The 14,233-nt window shown below is 40.7% G+C and carries 8 protein-coding genes; 1 reads left to right on the forward strand and 7 read right to left on the reverse strand.

What is annotated here, in order from left to right:
- Nucleotides 1–34: 34 nt before the first annotated feature.
- From QUE86_RS13085 to bcsR, 7 genes are all read right to left on the reverse strand, one after another.
- Entirely contained in the window at nt 35–1,465 is a 1,431-nt protein-coding gene (locus QUE86_RS13085; protein ID WP_130051948.1) for a peptide MFS transporter, read from the reverse strand.
- Nucleotides 1,466–1,709: 244 nt separating this feature from the next.
- Nucleotides 1,710–5,522: a cellulose synthase subunit BcsC-related outer membrane protein gene (locus tag QUE86_RS13090; RefSeq protein WP_250661816.1), complete on the reverse strand. Its 3,813-nt coding sequence runs from the start codon at nt 5,520–5,522 to the stop codon at nt 1,710–1,712.
- On the reverse strand, nt 5,513–6,628 hold the full coding sequence (gene bcsZ / locus QUE86_RS13095) for a cellulose synthase complex periplasmic endoglucanase BcsZ (RefSeq protein ID WP_250661817.1): 1,116 nt from the start codon (nt 6,626–6,628) through the stop codon (nt 5,513–5,515). Before bcsZ ends, QUE86_RS13090 begins: the two co-directional genes overlap by 10 nt.
- Nucleotides 6,628–8,877: a cellulose biosynthesis cyclic di-GMP-binding regulatory protein BcsB gene (gene bcsB, locus QUE86_RS13100; RefSeq protein WP_286257726.1), complete on the reverse strand. Its 2,250-nt coding sequence runs from the start codon at nt 8,875–8,877 to the stop codon at nt 6,628–6,630. Before bcsB ends, bcsZ begins: the two co-directional genes overlap by 1 nt.
- Nucleotides 8,874–11,540: a UDP-forming cellulose synthase catalytic subunit gene (bcsA, locus tag QUE86_RS13105; protein WP_286257728.1), complete on the reverse strand. Its 2,667-nt coding sequence runs from the start codon at nt 11,538–11,540 to the stop codon at nt 8,874–8,876. Before bcsA ends, bcsB begins: the two co-directional genes overlap by 4 nt.
- Nucleotides 11,530–12,252: a cellulose biosynthesis protein BcsQ gene (gene bcsQ, locus QUE86_RS13110; protein ID WP_167658465.1), complete on the reverse strand. Its 723-nt coding sequence runs from the start codon at nt 12,250–12,252 to the stop codon at nt 11,530–11,532. Before bcsQ ends, bcsA begins: the two co-directional genes overlap by 11 nt.
- Nucleotides 12,249–12,476: a BcsR/BcsP family cellulose biosynthesis protein gene (bcsR, locus tag QUE86_RS13115; protein ID WP_130051942.1), complete on the reverse strand. Its 228-nt coding sequence runs from the start codon at nt 12,474–12,476 to the stop codon at nt 12,249–12,251. The genes bcsQ and bcsR overlap by 4 nt, the downstream gene beginning before the upstream one ends.
- A 121-nt stretch (nt 12,477–12,597) precedes the next feature.
- On the opposite strand from bcsR, the gene bcsE reads away from it, so the two are divergent.
- Nucleotides 12,598–14,223, forward strand: coding sequence for a cellulose biosynthesis protein BcsE (gene bcsE, locus QUE86_RS13120; RefSeq protein WP_256854736.1), 1,626 nt, complete (start codon nt 12,598–12,600; stop codon nt 14,221–14,223).
- Nucleotides 14,224–14,233: the final 10 nt, after the last annotated feature.

The raw sequence follows: 14,233 nt of genomic DNA on the forward strand, positions 1-14,233 counted from the left end.
AATTCCCCGCAGCGGGCGCTACGGGGAATAAATATTATTGCTTTTCAGCTGTCACTTCTAGCTCTTCAGCTAGGATGTGCTCAGTAGTTTGTGGCTCGTGTTGGCCTTCAGCACCGTGCATCCAAGCTACAAGTTTGTCGCTTAGTAAGTACATGATAACAGCAGAAAGAACCGCAGTTGCGCCTAAACCAATGAAGATACCCATCGCGTTGTCTAACGCTTCTTCACCTTCACCTAGGAATGAACCTACGAAACCTGCAATCTTGTTTGCAACCGCAGTACATAGGAACCAAATACCCATAAGCATTGAAGCTAAACGTAGAGGTGCAAGTTTACTCACCATAGATAAGCCAATTGGAGATAAACACAACTCACCTAGCGTGTGGAATAAGTAGAATAATACTAACCACATCATGCTGATTTGTAGGTGCTCACCTTGACCTTGTGTCATAAGCGCCAGGATCATAGTAATGAAACCAAGTGCTAAGAAAATAAGTGCAATAGCAAACTTAACTGGTGAATTTGGTTCACGTTTATCAAGCTTTAACCAAATAATGGCAACTAAAGGTGCAAATACAATGATGAAAATTGAGTTTAATGACTGGAACCAAGAAGCAGGCACTTCAAAACCAAGTAACATACGGTCAGTGTAATCGTTAGCGAAAAGGTTCATTAAACCACCCGCTTGTTCAAAGCCCATCCAGAAGATGATGCTGAATACACTCATAGTGAAGATAACTTTAATACGGTCAGTTTCAACTTTAGTTAATGGCTCTTTAGTATTTGATTCAGACTGCGCTTGAGAAAGCTTAGCTGAAGGTACAACACCGATGTTGCCTAAGTATTTGTTGCTTAATGCAAGCTGTAAAAGTACAGATAAAACCATACCTACACCAGCTACGATGAAACCCCATTGCCAGCCCATTGCTGCAGCAGCATAACCCGCAACTAGAGGACCTAATGCACCACCTAAGTTGATACCCATGTAAAAGATAGTAAATGCGCCATCACGACGTTGGTCACCTTCTTTATATAAATCACCAACCATGGTTGAGATGTTTGGCTTGAATAAACCGTTACCAATACAAAGAAGGGTTAAACCAATATAGAATACGTTTTCTTCTTGGCCAGCTAAGTAGCTGTGCGGAATACCCATAGTGAAGTGGCCAGCAGCCATTAATAAACCACCAAGGATAATTGCTTTACGTTGCCCCAATACGTTATCGGCTAACCAACCACCAAACAGTGGTGTAATGTATACAGCCATTGTGAAGGTACCATAAAGGCTTAATGCGTCTGCATTTGACCAACCAAAACCACCTTCTTGAACAAGCGCTACTAAGTATAAAACTAAGATGGCGCGCATGCCGTAATAACCGAAACGTTCCCACATTTCTGTGCCGAACAACAGGAACAACCCTTTAGGATGCCCTAAAAAGTCACCTGCTTTTGGTAATGAACTCATATTTACTTCCTAACTCTAAGTTTTTATTTGAGGCCTTATTGTTTTTGCTTTGGTCGTTCTATGTATTTATTTAGTGAACGGGCGGCCATGTTTTTTGATGCAGCTAAGATAATGGTTTGTTGCTCAAGTTTTATACTTGAAGGTAAGAGACACACCCTTATCCTAGCTACAAGTGCGCTACAGTATACATAGACCTTATGGTGAGGGGAAGATCTTGCGACACTTGCCCCTTGGGATGCGATGGTTAGTAGCTTGCATAAGGCACAACAGGTTTCCCAGGGAATGCCAGCTCGCTATACACCGGATTAAAGTAATAACGGAAGTACAGCTGAGCGTAATTCGGTTCGTAAAAATCGGCTCTATCTAGGTTGAAGTAACCACCAAAGAACCAATGAGGAGTGAATCGATACTCAAAACTTGCCCCTAAGTTATACGATAAGCCGCTGCTGGTATCGCCCTCAAAGTATGGCACAACACCTGTTACGGCTGTTTGAGCTTCTGCTTGGCCTTGCAAAATAGGGTCGTTCGGGAAAAATGCGATGTCGTCAGTGGTAGTGGTAGACCAAGATACCCCAGCACGAAGCCTATAAATAAAATTATGACCAACCCGTTTATCAAAAATAACAGGTAAAGAAGCACCCAAGTAGTTTTGCGGACTGTAATAGCCACCATGTCCCCAGGTTTCTTCACTTAAATTATACTTATATGACCAGTGTAATAAGTTAAGACCTAGGCTTAATTCGGCGTTTCTTTCGCGAATATAGCGATAGTAACTACCACCCATTAGGCTGTAGCTTTGGTTGTCTTTTACATTTTTACCTTGCAAGATTTGATAGTTGGTGCTGCCCCAAAAACCCCAGTCTAGGCCTAGGTCATGGGATAGGCTAAGTTGTAATTGCGTTGCTCTAACGCCACCCCATACTTGGTTGGTAAAGACATCTTCAAGTCCGGCGTAAGATAATACAGAGCTAGTTACTGGGCGTTTATTAAACGTGACGCCATAACCAAAGTCGCCTAAATCACCTTTGTAATTAACGCCCCACACGATATCTTCGACTAGAAAGCCAAGTGGAGTAGTACCAACATCAATGCGCCATTGCTCGTTTTGCCAAGCAAGGCCAATATCCATACCTTGTTGCTTTGGTTTTATACTTAAAAGTGGGCAATCAAAAATACAGAGGGCCCCTTGACCATAGCGACTACCAGCAAAGGTTTCATCAAAGCGGGTTTCTTGGCTTGATATTGTCATCGGGTCTAATTTCACAATCCCTGTGCCACCCCACAAAGGGAAACCTGCTTCAATAGGGCTTGCACCAGCGCCGAGGGTTGACTCATTTTGCGTACTGGTTTGGCTACTTAAGTTGATTGCGGCGGTAATATACGCTTGCTCATCTCGCTCGATGCCTTGCAATTGGCGCTTAGCATTATTGACATACCACGCTTCATTTTCATCAAGGGCATAAAGCTCATAGTTCTGCTCATCACTTAAGTTGCTCGTAGCAGCGTATGGGTCAACTGCCGCACGGTACCAGCTTTGAGCAAGCTTATTCTGGTGCTTAGCTTGTGCAACCGCAGCAGCTTGATAATAGAGCTCTTGGTTATTGTTGGATTTAGCCAGCAATTGCTCAGCTAGATTTATTGCGCTCTGAGTATCTTCAAATGGTTCAAGTGCAGCCATTAATTGCTGCTGACGATAGCTTTGCTCACTCGAAACTTGATTAATTTGCCCAGCAATGATGCGATCTGCTAGATCATCTCTTTGCTGCTGACGAGCAAGTGTTGCAATAGCCAAAGCGGTATCTGTTGACACTGTTTGACCTTTAGCGATGTGCTGCTCAAAGCGAGTAATAGCTTCGTTACTATTGCCTTGCTCGATATGAGCATTGATTAATGCTTCTGACAGTTCTGAGTTATCAGGGTATTGTGATGCAAGGGCAGACAGCTTGGTAACTCTTTGGTTACTATCGCTAAAGCGATTAATATAGTTTATTTGCAGTGCTAGCCATTGTGACTGCTCAGCATCGGTTGCGTTACTCGGCAGTTGATAGTCAGCAAACCAGATATCAGAGGCATTTTTATCGTCGCTTTCAATAAGCCAAGCTGCATAGGTCATATGCCAATAAGGACTCAAGCTTGGATCACGAATTAGGGCTTTTTTCAGCTGCCTAATCGCATATTGTTGCTCATTAATTTGCTGCCATTGGCTGGCAAGCTCTGCTTGCATTAAAGGCGTTAATGGTTGTGCTTCTAACTCGGTGAGCTTATAAATCACCGTGGCCTTATTAGTGGCTGTATTATTGGCAGAGAGTCTTTCAAGCTTGGTATTGATGCTCAATTGCTCTGTGAGTACATTGATTTGTTCAGTACGCGCGTTATTTGGAATGTAATCTAAGGTTGCCAATGCTCCTTGAAAATCATTCAACGAACGTAAAAATAAAGCATGGCTATAGCGTAGCTCTGCATCTAACGGAAATTGCCACAAGGTTTTTTTATAAAGAGCTTTGGCATGATCAACCAAACCTTGTTGTTGGTATAAATTTGCAAGGTCATAATAGAGCCAACTTTGACGAGGGCTTTGTTTGATTGCCAAAAGTAACACATCAACTGCTTCATCTAGCTTACCTTTGGCAGTAAGGTCATCAGCGCTGGCTCGCAATTGTTGTGTTTGTAATAGCGTGTAATCTTCAGTAATCAATGCCTGTTGTTGTTGATTTAAGCTGTTATAAAAACGATGACTACGAGCATAATTATCATCTGAGGCAGTTAATTCGAGCATGGCGCTCAAGGTAGCCTGTTGCAAGGGATCGTCTTTTAGCACTTGCTTATAGAAATTCATCGCGTTTTGGTATTGCCCAGCTTGCTTGGCAAGTTCTGCGCGGTAAAACAACACGGTATTCGGGTCTTCATTTAAGGTATCAGCTAAATCAAGTTTGAGACCTGCACGTTTCAATTCATTGCTATTGATGGCCGATTTAGCTTCATCTATGTATTGCCAAAAACGTGCGGTATTGGCCAAACCTATAAATACAGTAATACGATTTGTATCGATACTATATTGTTGGGCTTTTTTAAAGTACTGGTACGCTTTGGCATTTCTACCTTGTCTAAGATTTAATAATCCAAGACTATTGTATATTTCAGGGTCTTGAGGTCGGCCTTGTAGAGCTTTTTTAAATAGTTTTTCAGCTGTATTAAAATGGCGTTTTTCAAGCTCAGTGCTGCCTTTAAGCCATGTTTGGTAAGCTGGATCGGCTTGTTTCTTTTGCTCAGCTAAATGTGCTTTTTTAAAGTCACTAAATTGCAACTGACCTTTACTGCTTTTTGGGTAAGCAGCAAAGTAACGCTGATATTCGCGTTCAGTTTGTTTATTAAGCGGCATATCCTCAAGGGCTGCAAGCCACGCAAACTCAGCTTCAACACCATATTGGTTACTGTGAGCATAATGGATCAGTAATGCAATGGCTTCTTTATTTGTTGGGTTTTGCTTTAACAGATGTCTTGCATAGGCAAGCTCAAAACGGCCACTATTTGGGTAGCGTTTTAGTAAAGAACGATAACCGCGCAGTGCTTGCTGATATTGATTTGGATCTTGAGCAAGCCAGTTTATGTGCTCCAGCTCATATTCAATATTAGGGTAGGCGGATTTAAATAGCCGATTGTAGATTTTTACCGCGTCACTGTATTGTCCGGCCCTGGCACGAAGTCTGGCTTGTTGAACCGCTTCTTTGTCTTGATTATTTACGCGTGCGAGCATGATTAAGCTTGTTACGCACGGATGCGACAGATTACTAAGCTCTCCTAACCGAGCATTGGCTTTGTCATTTTCTTTTAGACTATATAAAACGCGCACCTCGGCGCATTGCACTTGAGTATTTTTAGGTGCAATGCTTTGCAGTTTTTCTAAGCTGTCGCTCATTAATTGATTATCGCGCTCGATTTCACCAAGTTGTATTTGGCTAATTAACCAATCAATTGATTGACTATTAAGGTCCTTGTTATTTGCTGCGGATGCACTGGAGCTCGCTAAAACTGCTGCAAGTAGCCACTTTATCGGCATTCATTGCTCCAGTTAGTTGTTAATGTTCCTTTTTTATCAATACTAAAACGCTTATTCAGGGCGCTATTAGCAAATAAATACAATACGCTGTCGTAATAGCGGCTGGTGGTAAAGCGTTTATCCATCATGATTTGCTGCTGTAGCGCAGTGACAGTTTGTGAAGCATTATCTTCTGCAAGCAGTGGTAGTAATGCCGCAATAAAGCCACTTGGGGCGTTGCCTGATGTTTTTCCCGTTAGCGCATTGGTTTCAAGTGGCACTTTGCCTGAAGAGACGATGCTATCAACAAAAGGTTTAAACTGCTGTGTAAGGGCATTTTTATAGGGGGCATCTTCTGCCATCATACTGGCCCAAAGGTAGACGCGGATAGCATTGTAACTACCTGTAGCAGGGGCGCTTTTATCATGATAAAAGCCTTTTTCCACGCTGTAATTAACCCAATCAGGGCTCACGCTTTTTGGTGCTGTATCTATTAATAACTGCGCCGAGTTATCGTTTAATGTTTGCCAAGGCGAGTGCGGGTATAGGTGCGCAAATTGCGCAAATATAAATAGCGGTGCATAGCTTGGATTTAATTTCCAGCTATTGTCTTTTTCAAAACCTGTTGGCCCAGGTAATAGAGTCAGACCGAGGTTTGGTATCTGCGCTGTTTCTTCACGAATGATGCGCTCAGCAAGTACTGAGCTGAGCACTGCATAGCGTCTTTCATTCCATAATATTGCGGCTTGTGAAAGGCTATAAGCAATCCATAAATCTGAATCAGACGCTGGATTTGAATCAAGGATTTGTCCTTGGTTTTGCTTTATTCCCCATTGCCATGCTGGTAAACGGGTGCTTAAATCACCTTCAGAAAGGTGCACTTCGGTCCATTCAAGTAATTTATCAAAGCTGGCTTTATCATTTGCAAGTAAAGCAAAGAATAGCGCATAAGATTGCCCCTCTGAAGTGGTGATGCTGTATTCACTGCCTAAATCAATCACTCGTCCTTCGGGTGTAATGAAGTGAGTTTTAAAGTTATTCCACTGCGGCCATGTACTACAACTTAACTGAGCCAATGCATTGGTAGAATAAATAAAAACGAATAATAAAGAAGCGATAGTTTTCATTATGCTTTATCTCCTTCAGATAAACGTTTTTTGGTTAGTAGTGCGAGCACTCGCCACAACATAAATGAAATAAGTAATAGTGTTAGTAGCGATAAAATCGCTAACAGTACTGGACGGTCTGAAAAGTGAAACCAAATGAGCGTATGAATAGGCACGTGACCGACAAAATACTGCTCATCGGTTTTAATCGTTTTGATGCCTTGGCTATTAATAATTGCTGAACTACCTGTAATTTGAACCGTTTTTTCTTCATTTAATAGGGCATCAGTTAGTAGTGCATAAGCACTTTCATTACTGGCAATCAAAGAAACTACTGAGCGGTCTGAATCGAACGGTGACTGGAATCCTGACATCACGGCTAAACGACCAATGCTACTTATGTTTACTTTAATTTTTTCAGCGCCTTTGGTGTCATATGCACCATTGTAGATAGCTTGATCGACAATGCGTTGGTTGTTGTTGAACAGCACACTTAACGCGCTGTCTTTGGCAAGCGATGTTAAGAAAGAATCAGGCTTACCAATGATAATAATGTCTTTATCTTTTAGCGCAAATTGGTTGCTTGGAAATTGAATGTCTAAACGGTGCGCAGGATAGCCAGTAATAGCGCCTAAATGACCTGTGAAGTTAAGTAATAAGCTAATCGCATTAACTGAGCTGTTAGCTTCCATTACTAAAGTACTTTGGTGTAAATCGGCATATTTGGTGAATGGAAAACCACCATTTGCAAAAGCGCGTAAGTTTGGCATGGCAATGTAGTGATGGAAGTCACTTACATCAATCGTTGAGCTGCCATCAATTGCACCAAACTCACCACCGGCAGGAATGGCACTACACTCACCTGTTTTTACTACTGCAAAATTAAAATCATAAGTTAGTTGATTCTTAGTTGTTAAATCAAGGCCTGTTAATTCAAAGTCTTGGCGAGTTTTTGTTGGGTTGTAATCTGAAAGTAGAGGCAATAAGGTATTGGTTGTAATAGTCTTACCACCTTCATTATCAAGAATAAAGCCATCCACAAATTTATCGTTTATCAGCATATTTAAACGCGACAACATGTTTTTCTCAACTGGTGTGTTGCGGTAATTCAAAGTAATAGGAATACCGTTTTCACGCCAAGTGAATAAATCTGGTGCAAAGCGTAAATCTAAACGAACTGGCAGACCGCGATAACCCTCTGACTGAAGTTGGGTTGGGTATTCAATAAACTCATCAAAGCTCACTGCGCGATCAGAACGCACCCACAGTGGCGCATCATAAGCTTCTCTAAGTGGTAAGTTGCTAATTGCTTCGATGATTGCACTGCGACCTGTCATTACTTTATAGCCAAAGACTAAACCAACAACGGCTTCTTTCAATTGCGCGGTGTCTTTACCTAAAACCAGAAGTATTTTGGCGTAACGCTGAGTCGGGCTGCTGATGATTTCTACGGTAGGCTTTTCAACATCAGGGTAATTCAATAAAAAATCAGGTTTGTTGTCGTTTGTTGCGAATACGACACTATGTTCTGTTGGTGTTGCATTAATTTGCACTGGGAATTGCGCTTTGCGCCATTTTGCCTGTGCGCCAAAAAAGCTTGATAGTGCAGCCGCTGCTTCGAGTGTGTTTTCATCAGGTTGTGATGCAAAAACGAATGGTAAAGTGACCTTATTGTAGTCACGTGAGTCAAAAAATGGTGCAGGGAAATACTCAAGTAAGCTTTCAAGAGCAAGTGACTGACGGTCAATAGAAATACGGCTGCTTTTACTAAGCTCGGCCCATATTGTTTTACTATAGTCATCCTGACAAACCAGATCGTAAAAACCGACTAGTTCGAAGCGAATTTGGTTAAAGTCTTTAATTAGCTTAGGGTTAAGAACAATGCTGCGCTCAGAGACTGTGCCAATTGGCGTTGTCTTATCATCAATAGGTAGCACAGTGACAAGGTTTTCATTTAAGAAAATTTTCAAATGTGAGACACGACCAATAAGTGATGGTGAAGTTGTGTATGAAAAGTCTAGAGTCAGTTTTTTCCCTAATTTATCGAGGCGGTTTGTAAAATCAACACGGGTACTATTACTCACTCCATCAAGCTTGAACTTGCTTAAACCAAGCTTTTCAAAGCTTAGCGTCATGCTTTCAATTGGTGCTTGTTCTGGGTAACCATCATCAAAAATCGCTTTATTAGAGAGAGGCTCAGCACTTATCGCCCAGCCAGATATGCCGAGTGTGCCAAAAGCTAATAACAAGGTTAAAAAAGTTTTTATCATGATGTTTTTAGTACTTTTGTTGGTTTTTTAGGTAATAACGACGCCACAAAGTACAAGACTCTTGATGCAAACGCAATCGCGGGTCTTAATTCATTTGGGGCATGGAAAATCAAGTTCTTAAAGCCTCTTAGACTGGTATAAAAAACGTGAGAAAAGCTGTATGAAGGCTTGTCGTGTTTAAAGTTTTCTTGCCAATCAAGCCAAGCATCAGCACGTGAGAAAGTGCATTGAATAAAGGCTTTTTGTTTTTCTAAATCTAAATCCCTGAGGGTAAGACCCAGTTGTTTATCGCGGGTGTTACAGATATAAGTTGGGAATGAAAACTGCTTCAAGCCACGGCTCATGAGTAGCTCGACTTTATCATTTGCACGGCAAAGGTGATTATGTTCAGTTTCAAGGCCAACACCATTATTTGAGTAGTCCGTAATCTTTACTTTAATAGTACGGCCATTAGCAAGGCGAATAGCTGCAGGGAAATTTGCTTTAATGCGGTGTGAGCTGCGTACTTGTTTGGCTTCAGCGGCAACAGCCACAGCTGCACCCAAAATTATCACGTTATAGCTTGCCCACAGCATGCTAATGACCAGTACACCTATTTGTGAACTATCGCCGAAGAGCAATCTAAACACGCCGTAGGTCATACCCAAAACGTTAACAAGCAACAAGATTATATAAGGCTTTGAAATCGTCCAATCGTAGTGATCTTGCTTGTTTAAACCGCCTTTTTCAGTCACGTTAAATTTACCCTTATTCGGGTTTATAAGCGCAACTGTCGTGGGTTTTAAAATATACCAAGCAAGTACTGACTCATAAACTTCGCCCCAAAATGAATAGCGGTATTTACCTTGAATTCGAGAGTTGGTTATTTTTACCTGTAACAGGGTTGGCACAATATAAAGAAAGATGGCAACAAACGGTGCATAGATAATTTGCGCATTAAAATAAATTAATGCCAGTGGCGCTGTTAAGAATACAATTCGAGGAATGCCTGATAAAAAGTGCAACATAGCGTTTAAATAGCACAAGCGCTGCGCGATATTTAGGCCCTTACCAAACAGCGGGTTATCTAATCGGAATATTTGTGCCATGCCGCGTGCCCAGCGAATACGTTGACCAACGTGGGCAGATAAACTATCTGTAGCTAGGCCGGCGGCTTGTGGAATATTAATATATGTTGTTTTGTAGCCAGCGCGCTGCATTCTCAAAGCAGTGTGGGCATCTTCAGTGACGGTTTCTACGGCAAAACCACCAATTTCTTCAAGGGCACTGCGCCTTAAAACAGCACACGAACCACAAAAGAAGGTCGCATCCCACATATCGTTGCCATCTTGAATTAAGCCATAGAACAACATATTTTCATTTGGGATTTTACGATGGTTTTTGAGGTTGCGCTCAAATGGATCGGCAGAAAAAAAGTGGTGAGGTGTTTGTACTAAACACACTTTACTGTCATTGATGAATTGTCCCATTGTCATTTGTAAGAATGAGCGAGCAGGGATATGGTCACAGTCAAAAATAGCAATATAGTCGCCATTCGTCACTTTCATCGCATGATTCATGTTACCGGCTTTGGCGTGGTTGTTATCAGGGCGAGTTAAATAGCCAACACCAATTTGCTCTGCAAATTCGGCAAATTCAGGGCGCTTACCATCATCTAAAATATAAATGTTAAGCTTATCTGCAGGCCAATCAATACTTTGCGCGGCGATTGTTGTTGGCTTCACAACATCAAGCGGCTCATTATAAGTAGGAATATAAATATCAACTGTTGGCCAGTTTGCTGTGTCTTTTCCTAACGCGATTGGTTTACGGTTTAATGGATTGATGGTTTGGAAAAAGCCTAATATTAGTACTAACCAAGCGTAACTTTCAGCAAGCAGCAAACCAATCCCTAGGGTAAGGGCTAAAGGGTCACCCCAGTTAAGAGTGTCAGTGTAGCGCCACCATAGATAACGTGTAGAGGTTGTCACAGAAAGGGTGATCATCACAATAGTGGCCATTTTCCCTTCAACCCGCCTTAGAGAATAAGCAACAACCAAAATTAAACTAATGAACACTGCTTGCGCTTCAATACTAAATGGCACGGTTACAAATATAGCCACCGCAAAAATAATGAGAGTGAAAAAAGCGACCTTCAAGGTGCTGTTTCTCCAAAGTGGAGAGCGACTCACTGCTTTATATGATTTAGTTTTTGTTTGCTTTCTAGCAACTAACCAAAGCCCTTTAAAAGAGCGTACTAGTTTACTGTCTGCCAGTCTCAATAAGCGAGCTGATCGCGTGATTTTACGCCAAGATTTACGCTGCTCAACGGCGATATGTTGCTGTGAGGTTGTGGTGGTATTGAATAGCGCAAGGTACACACTTTGCAATGCAATCCGAATGCAATTGCTTGGTGTAAGTACTGGTTGAGAAACATGAGGATACAAGCGTTTAAGTTTAAGCTTTAACTCACGTTTTTTATTGTTATCTAATTTAATAAACAATGACAAAAAAAGCACAAAGAAGGGGAGTAAAATCGCTCCCAATAGGCTCATTTTGTGTTGGTTGTAATAACTATAAAATTTTATAAATACGAAGCGGACAAGTTGCTTCGTTAAAAACAACCCTAAAATACCTTTAAGTAGTCGGTGTGTGACACCGAGTGAATGGATGCTATTGGTCATTCTGACTCGCGCGGCTTACAAGCCAACCGGCTAGCGTTTCAAAGTCATCATTAGCAACACTGTATGGCGCACAGTTAATTGCCACATTTCTAAATGCAGTTGCTTCTTTGATGACTTCATCTTTGTTGATATATAAAGGTGCAATTAATGGTAATTCAGTTTGCCAAAGCTGCAATAAATCTGATTCAAGCTCAGAGGCTGAATTATATTTATTGGTTAAAAAATAATGCTGCCATGATGATTCAGCCTGCTTTAGAGTGTTTAAACGTTTGAAAGCAAAGCTGTGACAAATTGCATCACAATTAATAATCTCAAGGAATATATCGTCTTCATTTAGCGAATAGCGGTGCACATCAACATGGGCTGGGCAGTCAAATAAAAACCAGCTGTCATCGCTGTCATTAAGCTGCTGACAACTCTCTATAATACATGAAAAGTCTAACCCTAAGTTCGAACGGCTGCCATAGGGTAAAAACTTTACGCCATCGTTATCTTGGTGAAACTGCTCACATGCAGAGGCAAAGTTTGGGTAATCACTCCAGCCTAGCTGATGCTCCCACGCAAGACCAAGATGTAGGCCTAAGTCGCCTTTTGGATCTAAATCGATGGCATACACAGGCACATTTGATTTTCTCAAAGCACAAGCAAGGTTGGCCACAATAGATGTTGTACCAGTGCCACCTTTAATTCCTTTTATAAAAATTCGCTTCATTTATGATTCTTTATTGCGTTTTTGTTAACTTTTTTCGTGCTCTGTGTTTGTGTTGTTGCTAATGCGATATCGTTAAGCAAAGGGTACTTTTCAATCGTTTTGCGATTTTTTTCAACATCAACAATTTCAACATAATCCGTTTCCTTGCCGCCAAATTGTCGTAACAACTTTTCAATATCGTATTGAGTTAAGGTGTGTGAATTTTTTACTGCAAAGTCATTCATCTAAAAAACCGTTATGAGAAAAATTAGCTTAAAAATGTTCACGATCCATGGACATAATCTGCATTATATATAGAATAGCGTTTAAAACTAGTACTAAAGTATCTTTTTTAAGGGTTTGTTGGTGCCTCATTTAAATATTACAGGACTAAACGGAGCTTTCTCTGAGCTAAAGCGAGGCGCAAACTATGCTTTACTTGCCCCGCTAGATAATCAGCTATTAGAGTTAACAAGGCATCTTTTAACCAATCATAAAGACTCGGTTTTTTTGCTTTCTGAACAAGTCGAATTATTTTTCGAAGGAGAGGGAAGCGAGTTATTATTTACCCTGTTCGAACAAAAGGTGCTGCACCCATTCCATTTACATCATAATGAGAATGTATCAAAAAGTTTGCATTTTTCCCGTGGTGTTATTAACGAAATAAAACAGTATGAGCAACTGAAAAACAGTACGGTTATCGTGCATGTCGATTCAGAACATTTAGTCTCTTTGAACGAACAGCAGCTTGGTGAAAAACTCAAGCTCTATGTTGCTTTGTCACAATCAAAAAATGTCACTTTAGTGTTTTTAATGTCAGGTGCTTATGTCAGTGAATTGAGACGTCAGTTATTAGCCTTAAACCGTTTCTTTGATGGCCTTATTTATATAACTCAAGAGGCATCAATTCGCACTCTTGAGTATGATTATTGGTGTCATAAAGAAGGAGTTATCGCTGGGCGTTCGGTTAATTTACAGCTTCATGATGGTCAACTTGCATTAGTTGAGGTAGAGCAAGAGGCTGATGATAAGTCGCAAGCAACGGAGCAAGACTTTGATGAAGACGAGGTATGGCTAACTCGCAGTGCTGTACCTGAGGGTACAAAGCTACCCGTGTTTTATAAAATAATTGATGATAATGATGCTCTTTTTTCTAAAGGGCTTACCAAAAAATCAGCGACGTTAGTTTTTGCAGTTACCCGATACACTGATTTAAAAGCGTTAGCCAAAGATTGTTTCTCTCTTCGAAAGAAATGTGGTCGCCGACTGAAATTAGTTATTCAAAATGTTGATGGCATAATTCGTCATCAGGACGAGTGCTTATTTTTAACTTTAGGGGTTAACCTTATTTTATATAGTTATTCTGAGCCTTCGCGTTTGCTATCACAAATTCAGTCAATTCAAGGATTTCAATTTTCAAGACCACTCCCTAAATCAATTGATGATGTTCTGAAATACAGTGAAAATACCTTAGCAAAAGGCTATCTACCAATCACCAAGTTTGCACAGCAGGTTACCAAACATAGCGATTCTGCGGCAAATCTTGGTGTAAGTGGGGTGCTTGTTATGCTAGAGCTTTTACCTCGCATTGATGCTATACACCCATTGCATTTATTTCATGTGAAACGTGAAGGAGATATTTTTAGTTTTGCAGATGGCACGATTTATCTATATCTGCATGCTTGTCGAGAGCATGATGTAGAAAGTGCGATTAAGCATTTATTTAAATTACAGGTGAGTGACTTTTTTATGTCTAAAAATGTCATTGCCGATCATTTTTATATTCAGCAAGAATGTCGCCGTATACAACGTAATTTTGCAAATGTTGAAATAACTGATTTTACTCAACAATTACAAGAAAATGTGAGTTATATTTTTGATGCAAAAGGTTCAGATATAGCGACTTTAAATACAGAGACACCGGAATTCAAAAAAGTGATTCGACCAATATCCGAGCCAGTAAAAGTGACCTTAAAAGGTGATCTATCATGAGCTTAAATCA

Source organism: Pseudoalteromonas apostichopi (assembly GCF_030297135.1).
In the GTDB taxonomy this organism is placed as follows: Bacteria; Pseudomonadota; Gammaproteobacteria; order Enterobacterales; family Alteromonadaceae; genus Pseudoalteromonas; species Pseudoalteromonas apostichopi.

Coding starts and splice junctions, on each gene's coding strand:
- QUE86_RS13085 (WP_130051948.1), bottom strand. CDS start 1,465: ATGAGTTCATTACCAAAAGCAGGTGACTTTTTAGGGCATCCTAAAGGG.
- bcsA (WP_286257728.1), bottom strand. CDS start 11,540: ATGACCAATAGCATCCATTCACTCGGTGTCACACACCGACTACTTAAA.
- QUE86_RS13090 (WP_250661816.1), bottom strand. CDS start 5,522: ATGCCGATAAAGTGGCTACTTGCAGCAGTTTTAGCGAGCTCCAGTGCA.
- bcsR (WP_130051942.1), bottom strand. CDS start 12,476: ATGAATGACTTTGCAGTAAAAAATTCACACACCTTAACTCAATACGAT.
- bcsQ (WP_167658465.1), bottom strand. CDS start 12,252: ATGAAGCGAATTTTTATAAAAGGAATTAAAGGTGGCACTGGTACAACA.
- bcsZ (WP_250661817.1), bottom strand. CDS start 6,628: ATGAAAACTATCGCTTCTTTATTATTCGTTTTTATTTATTCTACCAAT.
- bcsB (WP_286257726.1), bottom strand. CDS start 8,877: ATGATAAAAACTTTTTTAACCTTGTTATTAGCTTTTGGCACACTCGGC.